The organism is Streptomyces sp. NPDC014907, from assembly GCF_055562975.1.
The window spans coordinates 194027-208319 of sequence record NZ_JBVHEG010000002.1 but is presented as its reverse complement, the minus strand read 5'-3'; the positions used below and the strand labels follow the sequence as shown (position 1 = coordinate 208319).

Below are 14293 nucleotides of genomic sequence, written 5' to 3'. Positions count from 1 at the left end.
CGAAATGGAGCTGTCGATGCCGGAGAGCGGCCGGAAGACACCACAGGGAAACACCACCGAGAAGGCACCCGTCGCCCCCGACGCGGCCGGTGCCTCCGCCGGGATCGCCGTCCCCACGGGGGCCACCGTCCCCACCGGGGCCGCCGCCCCCGCCACCCCCGGCGTCGCCGCCGCCCGGCGGACGGGGCTGCTCGTCACCCTCGTCCTGGGCGGCCTCACCGCCCTCCCCCCGCTCTCCATGGACATGTACCTTCCGGCGCTGCCGGAGGTCACCGGAGCGCTGGGGGCGCCCGCCGCCACCGTGCAGCTCACCCTCACCGCCTGTCTCGCGGGCATGGCCCTCGGCCAGCTCGTCGTCGGCCCCATGAGCGACAAGTGGGGACGCCGCCGGCCGCTGCTCACCGGCATGATCGTGTACGTCCTCGCCACCGTCGCCTGCGCCTTCGCGCCCACCGCCGGGGCGCTCGTCGGCTTCCGGCTGCTCCAGGGCCTCGCGGGCGCCGCCGGCATCGTCATCGCCCGCGCCGTGGTCCGCGACCTCTACGACGGCGTCGAGATGGCCCGCTTCTTCTCCACCCTGATGCTGATCTCCGGCGTCGCCCCGATCGTCGCGCCCCTCGTCGGCGGCCAGATCCTGCGGATCACCGACTGGCGGGGCGTCTTCCACGTCCTCGCCGCCGTCGGCGTCCTCCTCACCGTCGTGGTCCACCGCTTCCTGGGGGAGACGCTGCCGCCGGAGCGGCGCCACGAGGGCGGGGTGGGCGAGGCCCTGCGCACCATGCGGGGCCTCCTCGCGGACCGGGTCTTCACCGGCTACATGCTGACCGGCGGCCTCGCCTTCGCGGTCCTCTTCTCCTACATATCGGCCTCGCCGTTCGTGGTGCAGACGATCTACGGGGCCTCGCCGCAGACCTTCAGCCTGCTCTTCGGCCTCAACTCCGTCGGCCTCGTCGTCGTCGGCCAGGTCAACGGCAAGCTCCTCGTCGGCCGCGTCAGCCTCGACAAGGCGCTCGGCTGGGGCCTCGCCGCCATCCTGCTCGCCGCGACCGCGCTGCTCCTGATGACCACCGGCGTCTTCGGGAAGGCCGGGCTCGTGCCCGTGTCCGCCGGGCTCTTCGTCCTGATGTCCGCGATGGGCCTCGCCATGCCGAACACCAACGCCCAGGCCCTGATGCGCACCCCGCACGCCGCCGGGTCCGCCTCCGCCCTCCTCGGCACCTCGTCCTTCCTCGTCGGCGCCGTCGCCTCCCCGCTGGTCGGGATCGCGGGCGAGCACACGGCCGTCCCGATGGCCGTCGTCCAGCTCACCTGCGCCGTCCTCGCCCTCGCCTGCTTCCTGGGCCTGTGCCGCCCGTGGCGGTCCGGCGCACACGCGGAACCCGCCCCGGCGGCCGGGGAGGCACGGGGCCCCGCCGCCTAGACTGTCTCGGTGAACGCCTCCGCTCCCTCCGCCGACTCCCTGCGCGCCGCCCTCGCCGGGCTCCTCGACGGCCTCCCGCCCCACCGGGCCGCCCAGGCCGTCGAGCGGCTGATCGCCAGCTACCGGGGCACCACCCCGACCGACGCCCCCGTGCTCCGCGACCGCTCCGACGTCGCCGCGTACGCCGCGTACCGGATGCCGGCGACCTTCGAGGCGGTACGGGGCGCCCTCGGCGCCCTGCGGGACGCCGCGCCCGACTGGGAGCCGCGCACCCACACCGACGTCGGCGGCGGCACGGGCGCGGCGAGCTGGGCCGTCGCGGAGGCCTGGGGCGACCGGCCGCCCCGCACGACCGTCCTCGACTGGGCCGAGCCCGCCCTCGCGCTCGGCCGCGAGCTGGCCGGCGGCTTCCTGGACGCGGAGTGGCGGCGCGAGCGGATCGGCTCCGCGCTGCGCCTCGCGGACACGGACCTGGTCACCGTCTCGTACGTCCTCAAGGAACTGACCGAGGCCGACCGCGCCGCGCTCGTCGCCGAGGCGGCCCGCGCCGCGCGGGCGGTCCTCGTGGTCGAGCCGGGCACCCCGGACGGCTACGAGCGGATCATCGCGGCCCGCACCCTGCTCGTCGGGGCCGGGTTCACCGTCGCCGCGCCCTGCCCGCACAGCGGGGCCTGCCCGATCGCGCCCGGCACGGACTGGTGCCATTTCTCGGCCCGGGTCAGCCGCTCCTCGCTGCACCGGAAGGTGAAGGGCGGTTCGCTGGCGTACGAGGACGAGAAGTACGCGTACGTGGCGGCCACCCGGTTCCCGGTGGACCCCGCCGCCGCCCGGATCGTCCGCAGGCCGCAGATCCGCAAGGGCCTGGTCCTGCTCGACCTCTGCGACCCCGGGGGCCTCTCCCGCGAGACGGTCACCAAGCGCCACGGCCCCCTCTACAAGCGGGCCCGTGACGTGGAGTGGGGCGACGCCTGGCCGCCGGAGACGGCCGGGGACTCCGGCTGAGGCGTGTCGCGGGAGCGGCCCGGCCACCCGCGGGCGGCGCGGGCCGGACGGGACGTCCGCGACACGTTCCGGGAGACGGCTTCCGGAACGCCGCCCGGGAGACGGCGCCGGCCGCCGCTCCCTCTCCCGCTCGGTTCGCGACGGTGCCGGCCCGCTCGGCCAGGTGGGCGGGGGCCTTGGTGCCGGCGGGCAGCAGCGGGTCCGGCTCCGGTTCGCCCCAGGTCGTGCGCAGCGGCAGGACGCCGGCCCACAGGCCCTGCCGGGCGTCCTCGCCGTCGTCGGGGGCCCCGGTGCGTATCTTCACGGACGCCTCCTCCAGGGAGAGGGCCAGGAGGGCCGTGGCGGCCGGAGTGGAGGGAGCGGCCGGGCGGCCGGGGCGCGCCGGTGTGAACCGGCCGTCCGGCCGTCCGGTTCAGGCCCGCAGCTCCTGGGTGCAGCACTTCACGCTGCCGCCGCCCTTGAGGAGTTCACTCAGGTCCATGCCGACCGGTTCGAAGCCCCGCCGGCGGAGCGGCTCGAAGAGGCCCACCGCCGCCTGCGGCAGCAGGACGTTCCGGCCGTCGCTCACCGCGTTGAGGCCGAGGGCCGCCGCGTCCTCGGCCGTCGCGGTCAGGGCGTCCGGGAAGAGCCGGGCGAGCACCGCGCGGCTGCCGGGGGAGAAGGCGTCCGGGTAGTACATGACCTCGTCGCGGGCGTCGTCCAGGACGCACAGCGCCGTGTCCAGGTGGTAGTAGCGCGGGTCCACCAGGTCCAGGCCGATCACCGGCCGGCCGAAGAACTCCTGCGCCTCGTTCTGCGCGAGCGGGCTGGAGCGGAAGCCGCGCCCGGCGAGGACCCAGGACGCGGTGACGGCGAAGTCGCCCTCGCCCTCGTTCACGTGCTCCGGCGCGCGCAGGTCGTCCTCGGCCCAGCCGTTGCGGCGGAACCACGCCAGGTGCGCGCCGGCCTCGGCCGCGCGCTCCGGGTGCGCGAACCTGGCGCCGAGGACCCGGCCCCCGACGACGGTGGCGCCGTTCGCCGCGAAGACCATGTCGGGGAGCGCCGGGTCCGGTTCCAGGAGCTCCACGGTGTGGCCGAGCGCCTGGTAGCGGTCGCGCAGGTCCTCCCACTGGGCGAGGGCGAGGGGGACGTCGACCGGTTTGGTGGGGTCCATCCAGGGGTTGATGGAGTACGTCACCGCGAAGTGCGTGGGTGGGCACATCAGGTAACGGCGGGGCGAGGACGTGCGCGGAGTGGGGCGCAAGAGGGGCTCCTCACGGACGGGAGGACGGAAGGGCCGGGATTCGGTGGACCCCATGGTCCGCCTTCGGAGCCCTTCGCGCAGTGGACCGTTCGGGTGGTTCGCGGACCACCCGGCGTGGCGAGACGTGTCGTCTCGTCGGATGGTAGGTTCGGGCCCATGTCCAGGACCGGGCCCGCCAAGGCCGCACCCGACGCCTCCCGCCGCAGCGAACGCTCCCGCCGCGCCATCTTCGACGCCGCCCTCGCGCTCGTCTCCGAGAACGGCTACGCGAGGACCACCGTCGAGGGCATCGCCGCCCGCGCCGGGGTCGGCAAGCAGACCATCTACCGCTGGTGGCCCTCCAAGGCGGCCGTCCTCCTCGACGCCTTCCTCGACCTGGCCGCCCGGACCGGCGCGGCGGCCCGCGCCGGCGACGCCCGCGACGCGGAGGACGGGGACGGAATTCCCGACACCGGCGACCTCGCCGCCGACCTCAAGCGGGTCCTCCGCGCCACCGTGGACGAACTGAACGACCCCGCCTTCGACGGCCCCACCCGCGCGCTCTCCGCCGAGGGGACCGTGGACCCCGAGCTGGGCGCCCGCTTCACCGAGGCGCTGCTCGAACCCCAGCTCCAGGTGTACGCGCGCCGCATCGAGGCCGCCCGGGCCGCCGGGGACGTCGCCCCGGACACGGACCCCCGCCTCGCCGTCGAACTCCTGGTCGGCCCCCTCCACCACCGGTGGCTCCACCGCACCCTGCCGCTCACCCACGCCTACGCCGACGCCCTGGTCGACCAGGTCCTGCGGGGCCTCGCCCCGAGGGCCTGACGGCCGGACGGGCACCCCGGTTCCGCACTCCGGTCACCCGGAGCGCAGGATGGTGGGACCATGGGCGGAGCCGAACGGGCGAGCACGAGGTGTGAGGGGATAGATGGGCGACGGCATCGACCGCTACCGCGGCACGGAGGGCAGACTCGCGCAGTGGCTGCGCAGGCGCCCCAAACGCACCGCGGCCGACGACGAGGGCGACCGCGAGCGGCTGCTCCTGGCCGCCGCCGCCGCCGGGCTGCCCCTGGCCCCCGCCGCGTACCCCGTCGGTTACAGCTGTTCCTGTGAGCGGATCGGCTGTCCCACCCCCGCCCGGCACCCCGTCTCCTTCGCCTGGCAGACCCAGTCGACCACCGACCGCGCCCAGATCGAGCGCTGGGCCCGCAACGAGCCCGCGGCGAACTTCGTCACCGCCACCGGCATGGTCCACGACGTCCTCGACGTGCCGCTGGCCGCCGGCCGCGCCGCCCTGGAGCGCCTGCTCGCCGAGGGCGTCGAGGTCGGTCCCGTCGCCGAGTCGGCCGACGCCCGCCCCGACGCCGGGCGGATGCTCTTCTTCACCGCCACCCGCGGCACGCCCGAGGACGAGGACGAGTGGTGGCCCTGCGAGCTGGACTGCCACCCGGAGACCATGGACGAGCACCCGGGCCTCCGCTGGCACTGCCGCGGCAGCTACGTCCTCGTGCCGCCCGCCCGGCTCCCCGGGGACGAGGACGCCCACCCGGTCGTCTCCTGGCTCCGCGGCCCCGAGCACCCGCTGCCCGACCCGCTGAACCTCCTGGAGACCCTCCAGGACGCCTGTGCCCGCCACGCGGCCGAGCGCGGGGCGGACGGCGACGACGGGCACGCGGCCCACGAGATCGCCTGGCCGCTGACCCGCTGACCCGCTGACCCGCTGACCCGCCGACGTGTTCGACCCGTGACCCGCCGGCCCGCCCGGCCTGCCGATCGGCCCGACCCGCCGACGTGTTCGCCCCGCCGGCCCGTACCGGTCCGCCGGGGCGCCGGCCCGGGCGGGCGGGGAGAGCGGGAAGGACGGACGGGGAGCGCGGGAGCGGCGCCGGGCCGCCGTGCGCCGGGGCGTTACGAGCCCACCGCCCCCACCACGCCCTGGAGCCGGCCCACCACCGTGACCGCGTCCCGGTCCGTGCCCGCCGGCTTCACCAGGGCCGTCTGGCCGGACACCCACTCCCGGGTGACCGTGTCCTCGACCGTGCCGGTCATCAGCGCCTTGACGTCCGCGCTCACCTTGGGCCGGTAGCCCCGCGCCGCCGTCTGCCGCTCGAAGTACCGGGTCGCGAAGAAGACGAGCGCGCCGCCGTCCCGGGTCCGCAGCCCCAGCGGCGCGAAGTCCCCCTGGTCGGCGGTCCGGTCGGCGTACTGGGTCGCGAGGCCGGGCCGCTCGGCCGTCTTCCGCCGCTGCGCCCGCCACTCCGTGGTGTGCGGGCCCGCCGCGAACGGCCCCGGCGTCCCGTCCGTCCCGTCCTTCAGGTACGCCACGTACCGCGCGCCCAGCTTCCCGGGCGCGACCGCCAGCGCGTCGGCGTCCGGGGCGACCGGCACCGCGTACCCCTCCTCCTCCGCGAACGCGGGGATCTCGCTCCGGGCGAGGACGGCGAGGTGGGCGGCCTTCCACCGCTGCTCGGGCCCGTTGCGCACGAAGACCAGGAGCCAGCGCCGGCCGGAGCTCCGGTTGGAGTCGGCGTCCGCGACGAACCAGCGCGGCCAGCCCGCCTTGCGGGGCAGCAGGAAGCGCGCGTCCGTCAGCTCCAGCGGCTCGTGCCGCGTGTCGCCGCCGGGCGCGAGGACCGAACGGGCGCGCAGGCCCGCCTGGTTGATCTCCCCGAACGGGCCGGTGACCCGGTCCGCGTCCAGGGCCGGGTCGTGGGCCTTGTCGGCGCGGTTGAAGGCGCTCGTGAAGTCCGCCAGGGCCCGTGCCGCCTCGGCCTCCGTCGCCGGCGGCACCAGTGCCGTCTCGCCGTGCACCGTCACGCAGCCGCTCGCCGTCAGCGCCAGGACGGTCGCGGCGGCCGCCGTCGCGAGCAGCCCCGCCGGCCGCCGCTCAAGCGGTCTTCCCGGCGCTCGCCTCAGCCTCAGCCTTCTCATCGGTCGCCTTCTGCTTCTTCACCCGCGTGGACGCACCCGACCCTATCGGGGCGAGGAAGAGCGCGAGCGCCGGGACCAGATACAGCGCCCACACCGTGACCTGGAGGACCGTCGGGTCCGGCTGGAAGTTGAAGACGCCCTTCAGGAGGGTGCCGTACCAGCTGTCCGGGGGGATCGTCTCCGAGACGTCGAAGGCCTTGTCCGTGAGGCCGCCGAGGAAGCGCGCCTCCTGCAGGTCGTGCACGCCGTACGCGAGGACGCCCGCCGCCACCACGACCAGCATCCCGCCGGTCCAGGTGAAGAACTTCGCCAGGTTGATCCGCACCGCGCCCCGGTAGAACAGCCAGCCGATCAGGACCGCCGTGAGCAGGCCGAGGAGGACCCCGGCCAGCGGCGCGTACGTGCCGTCGGACGAGGCCCGCACCGACGCCCACACGAAGAGCGCCGTCTCCAGGCCCTCGCGGCCCACCGCGAGGAAGGCGGTGGCGACCAGCGCGCCCGTGCCCATCCGGAGGGCCGCGTCCAGCTTCCCGTGCAGCTCCGACCTGAGGTGCCGGGCCGTGCGCCGCATCCAGAAGACCATCCAGGTCACCAGGACCACCGCGACGATCGACAGCGAACCGCCGAGCAGCTCCTGCGCCTCGAAGGTCAGCTCCTGGGAGCCGAACTCGAGCCCGGCCCCGAAGGCCAGGGCGACGCCGACGGCCACGCCGACGCCGGCCCAGACCGGCTTCAGCGCGTCCCGCCGCCCGGTCTTCACCAGGTACGCGACGAGGATGCAGACGACCAGACTGGCTTCGAGGCCCTCGCGCAGGCCGATCAGATAGTTACCGAACACGTCGGCTCCCTCCCAGGGGTGCGTGGACCGGAGTGGCGTGGGTCGTGGGGGCGGGGGGTGCGTGGACCGGGGTCACGAGAACAGGCCCCGGCCCCACCAGTCGTCGCCGTCCCGGACGCCCGGCGGGATCGCGAACACCGCCGAACCCACGTGCTGGACGTACTCGTTGAGGGCGTCGGCGCGGGCCAGCGAGGTCTGCACCGGCAGGAAGCCGGTGCGGACGTCCCGCTGGTACGCGAGGAAGAACAGCCCCGCCTCCAGGCGTCCGAGACCGTCCGTGCCGTCCGTGAACGAGTAGCCCCGGCGCAGGATCGTGGCGCCCCCGTTGCTGTCCGGGTGGGCGAGCCGGACGTGCGCGTCCGGCTTCATCCCCTTCAGGAACGGCTCGTCGTGCTCCTTCGCCCTCCCGGCCGGGGCGCCCTCGCGCTTGTCGCGGCCGAAGACGTCCTCCTGTTCGGCGAGCGAGGTGCGGTCCCAGGTCTCGATGTTCATGCGGATGCGGCGGGCGACGAGGTACGAGCCGCCCTCCATCCAGGCCGCCGGGCCCCGCGCGTCCTTCCCGGAGACCCACACGTGCTCGTCGAGACGGGCGGTGTCGGTGCCCGCGATGTTGCGGGTGCCGTCCTTGAAGCCGAAGAGGTTGCGCGGGGTCTGGGCGTCCGGGGTCGTCGAGGACGTCTTGCCGAAGCCGAGCTGGGACCAGCGCACCGCGACCCTGCCGAAGCCGATCCGGGCGAGGTTGCGGATGGCGTGCACCGCGACCTGCGGGTCGTCCGCGCAGGCCTGGACGCAGAGGTCGCCGCCGCTGCGGGCCGGGTCCAGGTTGTCGCCGGGGAAACGGGGCAGGTCGATCAGGGCTCCGGGGCGCCGGTCCTTCAGGCCGAAGCGCCCGTCGAAGAGCGAGGGCCCGAAGCCGATCGTGAGGGTGAGCCGGGAGGGCTTCAGGCCGAGGGCCTCGCCGGTGTCGTCCGGCGGGGCCTCCGGCAGACCGCCGTACGCCCCCTCGCCGACCTCGGAACCGGCCGTCATCCGCTCGGCGGCCCGCGTCCAGTCCTTGAGGAGCCGGACCAGCTCCGCCCGGTCCTTCGTCTTCACGTCGAAGGCCGCGAAGTGCAGCCGGTCCTGCACGGCGGTGGCAATGCCGGCCTGGTGCGGACCGTGGAAGGGCACGGCCGAACCGCTGTCGGCGACCGGCTCGGTGCCGCCCCCGTCCCGGGTCAGCGCGACGGCGCCGCCGGCCGCGGCGGCACCGAGCGCGAGCCCGGCACCGCCCCAGCCGATGACCGTGCGGCGGGAGGGCGCGGCGGTCTCCCGCGCGGCGTCCTCCCGGGCGGCGGTCCTGTCGGTCCTGTCGGTGGGCTCGCTCATGTCGGGGCCTCCGGTCACTTGACGACGGCGGCGGCCAGCTTGGAGAGCGGCTCGGCCAGCGCGTTGACGCCGTCCGACAGCTCCTTGCGCTGCTCCTTGCCGACCTTGTCGTACGAGGTGAAGTCGTAACCGTTCTTGTCCGCCCGGTACTTGTCGAGCAGCGCGTTCAGGGCGGCGAACTGCTTGTCGAGTTCGGCGACGAGCGCGGGGTCGTTCTTGGACGCGACCGGCTTCAGCAGGCCGAAGGACATCTGCGCGCCCTCGACGTTCGCCTTGAAGTCGACCAGGTCGGTGTGGGAGTAGCGCTCCTCCTCGCCCGTGACCTTGCCGCTCGCGACCTCGTCCAGGAGCTCCTTGGCACCGTTGGCCATGGAGGTCGGGGTGATCTCGGCCCTGCCGACCCGCTTCACCCAGTCCGCGAGGTCCTTGTCCAGGACGTCCGCGAGCTCCTTCTCCCGGGTGCCGATCTTCTTGTCCTGCCAGAGCGCCTTCTCCAGGCGGTGCCAGCCGGTCCAGTCCTTCGCCGGGTCCTGGCCGTCCTCCAGGCCGTCCTCGCGGACGTCGACCTTGGGGTCGATGTCGCCGAAGGACTCCGCGACCGGCTCGGTGCGCTCCCAGCCGACGCGGGAGAGGGCGTAGGCCTTCTTGGCGGCCTCGACGTCCCCGGCGCGGACGGCGTCGGTGAAGACCTTCACCTTGGGAAGGGTCTCCTCGGCCTGCGCCTGGACGTACTGGCGGTAGGCGGCGACGGCCGCGTCCATCTCGGGGGAGCGCCCGGTGCCCGCGGCGCCGCCGGTGACCTTGACCGGCTGCCGGATGCCCGCGCCCTTCATGCCCGGCTTGCAGGCGATCGCGTAGTCGCCGGCCTTGATCTCGGCGGTGAGCGTGGCCTTGGTGCCGGGGCCGATGTTCTCGCGCTCGGTGACGATCCGGTCGTCCGGGTGGAGGACGTAGACCTCGGTGACCTTGGAGCCCCGGTTCTCGACGGCCAGCTTCACGTGCCCGGCCGGGAACTCCTTCTTCGACACCTCGCAGGAGTCGTCCTTGGCGACGACGGTGATCGCGCCGTCCTTCGCGTCGCCCTCGCCCTTCTCGGCGCATCCCGTGACGGCGGCCAGGGCCGCGGCGGTCGCTGCGGCGGTGACGACGGAGAGGCGGACGGCTCGCATGGGGACTCCAGGAACGACGGGACACGGAACTGAGGCGGACCTAACTTAGCGGAGGCTTACCGCACGCATACCGGTCCGTCCAGTGATCCGGCTCTCATCCCCGGCACATCGGACACGGAGAGGTCACGGCGGCTCCAAGGACGGTTCAGTCCCCGGTCAAGAGCGGGTCAAGAGGGGGCGGGGGCCGGGCGCGCCGCCCCGTCGTCCCGGCGGCGCGGGGAGCGCCCGGATTCCGGATGCCGCCCTGCCACCGGGCGGCCGGGTGGTTGAATCCCGGCATGAACACGACCGCCACTGACATCGACGTCCTGCGGGTCTTCTGTGCGGGCGACGGCCGGTACGGGAACGCCCTGGGCGTCGTACGGGACGCCCGTACCCACCCCGACGAGGCCTCGCGGCAGGCGCTCGCCAAGGAACTCGGCTTCAGCGAGACGGTGTTCGTGGACGACCCGGAGCGCGGGACCGTCGACATCTACACGCCCGGCCTGCGGCTGCCGTTCGCCGGGCACCCGCTCGTCGGCGCGGCCTGGCTCCTCGACCTGGAGGTCGTCCACCCGCCGGCCGGCGAGGTGTGGGTGCGCGGCGACGGGGAGTTCACCTGGATCGAGGCGCGCGCCGAATGGGCCCCGCCCCGCACCCTGCGCCGGTACGCCTCCGCCGCCGAGGTCGAGGCCCTGGAGGTGCCCGAGCCGGGAGAATGGGTCTACGCCTGGGCCTGGGAGGAGGAGGCCGCCGGGCGGATCAGGGCGCGGGCCTTCCCGGGGCGCGGCGACGGCATCGACGAGGACGAGGCGACCGGGGCGGCGGCGCTGCTCCTCACGGCGGAGCTGGGGCGGGCCCTGAACATCACGCAGGGCCGGGGATCGCAACTGCTCACCGCTCCCGGCCCCGGCGGCATCGTGGAGCTCGGCGGCCGCGTCCGCCTGGAGGGCACGCTCACGCGCTGACCCCGCCCGGCCCTCACGCGCTCAGCGGGAACTCGTCCCCGAGCCGGCGGAGGACCGCGCCGTTGAAGGCGAAGGCGCGCCGGCACTCGTCGACCATCCGCTGCCTCTCCAGGTCGTCGGCGTTGACCCCGTCGAGCAGCTCCCGGTACGCCCGCTTGAACGCGGCCGGGTGGGGGATCTCCTCGAAGACGTAGAAGCGGACCCCGTCGCCCTTGCGCGCGAAGCCCCAGGCGCGCTCCGCCCCGGCGCGGATGACCTGGCCGCCCGAGAGGTCGCCCAGGTAGCGCGTGTAGTGGTGCGCCACGTAGCCGCCGGGCCAGTCGCGGGCGCACTCGGCGACCCGTTCGGCGTACGCCGCGGTGGCCGGCAGCGGCGCGAGGCCGGCCCGCCAGTCCGGGCCCCGCAGATGGGCGAGGTCCCGCTCCAGGGCGGCCGTGCGGAACAGCTCGGGCCGGACGAACGGCCCGGCGACCGGGTCCTCGCGCAGCGCCTCCGCGTCCTGCTCCAGGGCCCGGTACACGAACCAGAGCTGCTCCGTGTAGCGCGCGTAGGCGTCGACGCCGAGGCGCCCGCCCAGGAGGCGGCCCAGGAAGGGCGACGACTCCGCCTCGGCGTGCTGCTCGTGCGACGCCGTGCGGAGGAGCGTCGAGAAGGGCGTGTCCAAGGCGTGCCTCCGGGTCCGGGAAAACGGGAACCAGTGACGATCCTGTCGAGTGCGGCCCGCCCGGTCAACCGGTTCCCGACGCCCTGTCGGCAAGAGGGGTCACCCGCTTCCCCGGTCAGGGCAGCGTCAGGATCTCCGCCCCGTCCTCCGTCACGACGAGGGTGTGCTCGAACTGGGCCGTCCGCTTGCGGTCCTTGGTCACCACGGTCCAGCCGTCGTCCCACATGTCGTAGTCGTGGGTGCCGAGCGTCAGCATCGGCTCGATGGTGAAGGTCATGCCGGGCTGGATGAGGGTCGTGTGGTGGGGGGAGTCGTAGTGCGGCACGATCAGACCGGAGTGGAAGGACGTGTTGATGCCGTGCCCGGTGAAGTCGCGCACGACGCCGTAGCCGAAGCGCTTGGCGTACGACTCGATGACCCGCCCGACGACGTTGATCCGGCGGCCCGGCTTCACCGCCTTGATCGCCCGGTTCAGGGCCTCCCGGGTCCGCTCCACGAGCAGCCGCGACTCCTCGTCCACGTCGCCGCAGAGGTAGGTGGCGTTGTTGTCGCCGTGCACGCCGTGGATGTAGGCCGTGACGTCCAGGTTCACGATGTCGCCGTCCCGCAGCACCGTGGAGTCCGGGATGCCGTGGCAGATCACCTCGTTCACCGAGGTGCACAGGGACTTCGGGAACCCCCGGTAGCCGAGGGTGGACGGGTAGGCACCGTGGTCGCACATGTACGCGTGCGCGACCCGGTCGAGCTCGTCGGTGGTGACCCCCGGGGCGATGTGCTTGGCGGCCTCCTCCATCGCCCGCGCGGCGATGCGGCCGGCGATCCGCATCCGCTCGACGGTGTCGGAATCCTGCACCTCGGGGCCGGTGTACGGGGCCGGGGCGGGCTTCCCGACGTACTCGGGGCGGCGGATGGAGCCCGGGACGGAGCGGTGGGGGGAGAGTTCCCCCGGGACGAGGAGCGACTGGCCAGACATGCCAGCGAGTGTAACGACCGGGTCCGGGGCACCATGATCTCCGGAGGAAGGAGCCGACGATGGCCCTGTTCAAGAAGCGCGTCACGGGCAAACCGGGCGAGTGGTACTACTGCCTGGAGCACAAGAAGGTCGAGGAAGGCCCCGACTGCCCCGCGAAGAACCGTTTCGGCCCGTATCCGAGCCGTGCGGAGGCCGCCCACGCCCTGGAGACCGCCCGCGAGCGGAACCTGGAGTGGGAGACCGACCCGCGCTGGCACGACCGCGCGGGGAAGGACGAGAACCCCGAGTGACGGCGGCCCCGGCCGGGCCGTCCCCGGCCGGGGCCCCGGCGCCTCTCCGCGGACCCGTACGGGTCCGCCCCGCGCCCCCGGCCGGGGTCCGGCGGCCGCGCGCGGCTACTCGCCCCCCGCCGGGCCCCCCGTACGGGCCTCCTCGGCCGCCGCCTGCTGCGCCCTCCGGCGCAACGAGTCCTCGTCCGTCCGGGAGTCGTACGTCATGAGCTTCGGCAGGGTCAGGCAGAGCAGCCCCACCGAGGCCACACAGGCCACGCCGCCCGTCCAGACCGCCGTCCGGGTGCCGGTCCAGCCCGCCGCCACGCCCGCCCGCACCTGCCCCAGCTGCGGGCCGACGCTGTAGGACAGCACCTCGATGCCGGCGAGCCGGCCCCGCAGCTCCTCCGGGATCGTCTGGTTCCAGATGGTGGAGCGCCCCAGGCCGCTCAGCATGTCGCCCGCGCCCGCGAAGGACAGGCACAGCAGCACCAGCCAGACGTTCCCGAACCAGCCGGCCGCCGCGATCGCCAGGCCCCAGGCCGCCGCCCCGCCGGCCACGAGCAGGCCGTGCCGCCGCACCTTCGAGGTCCAGCCGCTGGTCAGGCCCAGGACCAGCGACCCGACCGAGCCCGCCGCGTACATCAGGCCGAGCGACCAGTCCGCGTCCAGGTCGTCCGCGAGGAACGGGAAGATCGTGTTCGGGAAGGCGAAGAACATCGCCGCCATGTCGATCGCGTACGTGCCGAGCAGCACGGGCCGCGACCAGGCGTACCGCGCCCCCTCCGCGATGCCCCGCAGCGACGGCTTCTCCGCGTCGTGCGCGGGCGGTGCGGGGGAGAGGCGCCGGCACATCAGGACCGACACCGCGAAACCGCCCGCCGTCACCGCGTACGCGGGCGCGTGACCCGCGTACGCCACCACCAGACCCGCGAGCGACGGACCCGCGACGGCGCCCATCTGCCAGCGCAGCGAGTTCAGCGCCGCCGCCGCCGTCTGGTGCTCGTGCGGCACGATCCGGGCGAACAGCGAGTCGAGCGCGGGCCGCTGGAGCCCCGCGAGCGCCGACACCCCGGCCGCGACCACGTACAGCGGCCAGAGCGACGGCTCCGGCAGCAGCGCGTTGGCCAGCAGGACCACGGCGAGCGTGCCGAGACCCGCCTCGGTCCACAGGATCACCCGCCGCCGGTCCACCGCGTCCGCGAGCGCCCCGCCGTACAGGCCGAACACCACGAGCGGCACCAGCTCGACCGCGCCCATCGCCCCGACCGCGAGCGGCGAGTTCGTCAGCTCCTTGATCTGGAGCGGCAGGGCGACCATCGCCATGGCGCTGCTGAAGAACGTCACGAGCCCCTGGACCCACAGGAGCCGGAAGTCGCGGGAGGCGCGCCAGGGCGCCGGATCGGGCAGAACGGCGGAAAGCTTCGAGAGCACGGAGGACACGAGGGGTCATGTTCCGTCCGGAGGATGCCGAAGGCAACCCGATA

At 74.5% G+C, this 14293-nt stretch carries 14 protein-coding genes and 1 pseudogene; 6 read left to right on the top strand and 9 right to left on the bottom strand.

All coding sequences use genetic code 11. The annotated features are described in order from the left end of the window. Positions 1-16: 16 nt before the first annotated feature. Positions 17-1420 carry a multidrug effflux MFS transporter gene (locus ACZ3IL_RS06320; protein ID WP_467388171.1) on the top strand — a complete coding sequence of 468 codons (1404 nt, stop codon included), beginning with the start codon at positions 17-19 and terminating at the stop codon, positions 1418-1420. 9 nt (positions 1421-1429) lie between these two features. Next, on the top strand, positions 1430-2422 hold the full coding sequence (locus tag ACZ3IL_RS06315) for a small ribosomal subunit Rsm22 family protein (protein WP_467387190.1): 993 nt from the start codon (positions 1430-1432) through the stop codon (positions 2420-2422). 136 nt (positions 2423-2558) lie between these two features. On the opposite strand, the pseudogene ACZ3IL_RS06310 reads toward ACZ3IL_RS06315, so the two are convergent. Together ACZ3IL_RS06310 and ddaH are read right to left on the bottom strand one after the other, a co-directional pair. Beyond that, positions 2559-2768: pseudogene (locus ACZ3IL_RS06310) on the bottom strand (pyridoxamine 5'-phosphate oxidase family protein); the annotation flags it as partial. A gap of 66 nt (positions 2769-2834) precedes the next feature. After that, positions 2835-3665: a dimethylargininase gene (gene ddaH / locus ACZ3IL_RS06305; RefSeq protein WP_467387189.1), complete on the bottom strand. Its 831-nt coding sequence runs from the start codon at positions 3663-3665 to the stop codon at positions 2835-2837. A 156-nt stretch (positions 3666-3821) separates the two neighbouring features. Between ddaH and ACZ3IL_RS06300 the strand changes: the two genes are divergently transcribed. Next, positions 3822-4472, top strand: a complete 651-nt coding sequence (locus ACZ3IL_RS06300; RefSeq protein WP_467387187.1) for a TetR/AcrR family transcriptional regulator — start codon at positions 3822-3824, stop codon at positions 4470-4472. Positions 4473-4575: 103 nt separating this feature from the next. Beyond that, positions 4576-5355 carry a bifunctional DNA primase/polymerase gene (locus ACZ3IL_RS06295; protein WP_467387185.1) on the top strand — a complete coding sequence of 260 codons (780 nt, stop codon included), beginning with the start codon at positions 4576-4578 and terminating at the stop codon, positions 5353-5355. 200 nt (positions 5356-5555) lie between these two features. On the opposite strand, the gene ACZ3IL_RS06290 is transcribed toward ACZ3IL_RS06295, so the two are convergent. The 4 genes from ACZ3IL_RS06290 to efeO all read right to left on the bottom strand — a co-directional run bounded on the left by ACZ3IL_RS06290 (position 5556) and on the right by efeO (position 9953). Further along, positions 5556-6578, bottom strand: coding sequence for an SCO2278 family lipoprotein (locus ACZ3IL_RS06290; protein ID WP_467387183.1), 1023 nt, complete (start codon positions 6576-6578; stop codon positions 5556-5558). Beyond that, positions 6535-7416: an iron uptake transporter permease EfeU gene (gene efeU / locus ACZ3IL_RS06285; RefSeq protein ID WP_467387180.1), complete on the bottom strand. Its 882-nt coding sequence runs from the start codon at positions 7414-7416 to the stop codon at positions 6535-6537. The genes ACZ3IL_RS06290 and efeU overlap by 44 nt, the downstream gene beginning before the upstream one ends. 72 nt (positions 7417-7488) lie before the next feature. After that, a complete protein-coding gene (gene efeB / locus ACZ3IL_RS06280) occupies positions 7489-8784 on the bottom strand; it encodes an iron uptake transporter deferrochelatase/peroxidase subunit (protein ID WP_467387179.1) in 1296 nt (431 codons plus the stop codon). A gap of 14 nt (positions 8785-8798) precedes the next feature. Next, positions 8799-9953, bottom strand: coding sequence for an iron uptake system protein EfeO (gene efeO, locus ACZ3IL_RS06275; RefSeq protein WP_467387178.1), 1155 nt, complete (start codon positions 9951-9953; stop codon positions 8799-8801). Positions 9954-10231: 278 nt separating this feature from the next. Here efeO and ACZ3IL_RS06270 point away from each other — a divergent pair, with 278 nt between their 5' ends. Continuing rightward, a complete protein-coding gene (locus ACZ3IL_RS06270; protein WP_467387177.1) occupies positions 10232-10900 on the top strand; it encodes a PhzF family phenazine biosynthesis protein in 669 nt (222 codons plus the stop codon). Between the two features lie 13 nt (positions 10901-10913). Here ACZ3IL_RS06270 and ACZ3IL_RS06265 read toward each other — a convergent pair whose 3' ends face one another. Continuing rightward, complete coding sequence (locus ACZ3IL_RS06265; RefSeq protein WP_467387175.1) at positions 10914-11564, bottom strand: biliverdin-producing heme oxygenase; 651 nt, start codon at positions 11562-11564, stop codon at positions 10914-10916. Positions 11565-11679: 115 nt separating this feature from the next. Further along, positions 11680-12537: a type I methionyl aminopeptidase gene (gene map / locus ACZ3IL_RS06260; protein ID WP_467387173.1), complete on the bottom strand. Its 858-nt coding sequence runs from the start codon at positions 12535-12537 to the stop codon at positions 11680-11682. A gap of 59 nt (positions 12538-12596) precedes the next feature. On the opposite strand from map, the gene ACZ3IL_RS06255 reads away from it, so the two are divergent. Beyond that, positions 12597-12827: a hypothetical protein gene (locus ACZ3IL_RS06255; RefSeq protein WP_467387171.1), complete on the top strand. Its 231-nt coding sequence runs from the start codon at positions 12597-12599 to the stop codon at positions 12825-12827. A 105-nt stretch (positions 12828-12932) separates the two neighbouring features. On the opposite strand, the gene ACZ3IL_RS06250 is transcribed toward ACZ3IL_RS06255, so the two are convergent. Next, the gene (locus ACZ3IL_RS06250) at positions 12933-14240 is read right to left on the bottom strand and encodes an MFS transporter (RefSeq protein ID WP_467387169.1); all 1308 of its coding nucleotides are present in this window, start codon (positions 14238-14240) and stop codon (positions 12933-12935) included. Between the last annotated feature and the right edge of the window lie 53 nt (positions 14241-14293).

Bases quoted from the DNA above. Each gene is read 5' to 3' on its own strand.
- ACZ3IL_RS06320 (WP_467388171.1), top strand. From the start codon at position 17: ATGCCGGAGAGCGGCCGGAAGACACCACAGGGAAACACCACCGAGAAG.
- ACZ3IL_RS06300 (WP_467387187.1), top strand. From the start codon at position 3,822: ATGTCCAGGACCGGGCCCGCCAAGGCCGCACCCGACGCCTCCCGCCGC.
- ACZ3IL_RS06295 (WP_467387185.1), top strand. From the start codon at position 4,576: ATGGGCGACGGCATCGACCGCTACCGCGGCACGGAGGGCAGACTCGCG.
- ACZ3IL_RS06290 (WP_467387183.1), bottom strand. From the start codon at position 6,578: ATGAGAAGGCTGAGGCTGAGGCGAGCGCCGGGAAGACCGCTTGAGCGG.
- efeB (WP_467387179.1), bottom strand. From the start codon at position 8,784: ATGAGCGAGCCCACCGACAGGACCGACAGGACCGCCGCCCGGGAGGAC.
- efeO (WP_467387178.1), bottom strand. From the start codon at position 9,953: ATGCGAGCCGTCCGCCTCTCCGTCGTCACCGCCGCAGCGACCGCCGCG.
- ACZ3IL_RS06270 (WP_467387177.1), top strand. From the start codon at position 10,232: ATGAACACGACCGCCACTGACATCGACGTCCTGCGGGTCTTCTGTGCG.
- map (WP_467387173.1), bottom strand. From the start codon at position 12,537: ATGTCTGGCCAGTCGCTCCTCGTCCCGGGGGAACTCTCCCCCCACCGC.
- ACZ3IL_RS06255 (WP_467387171.1), top strand. From the start codon at position 12,597: ATGGCCCTGTTCAAGAAGCGCGTCACGGGCAAACCGGGCGAGTGGTAC.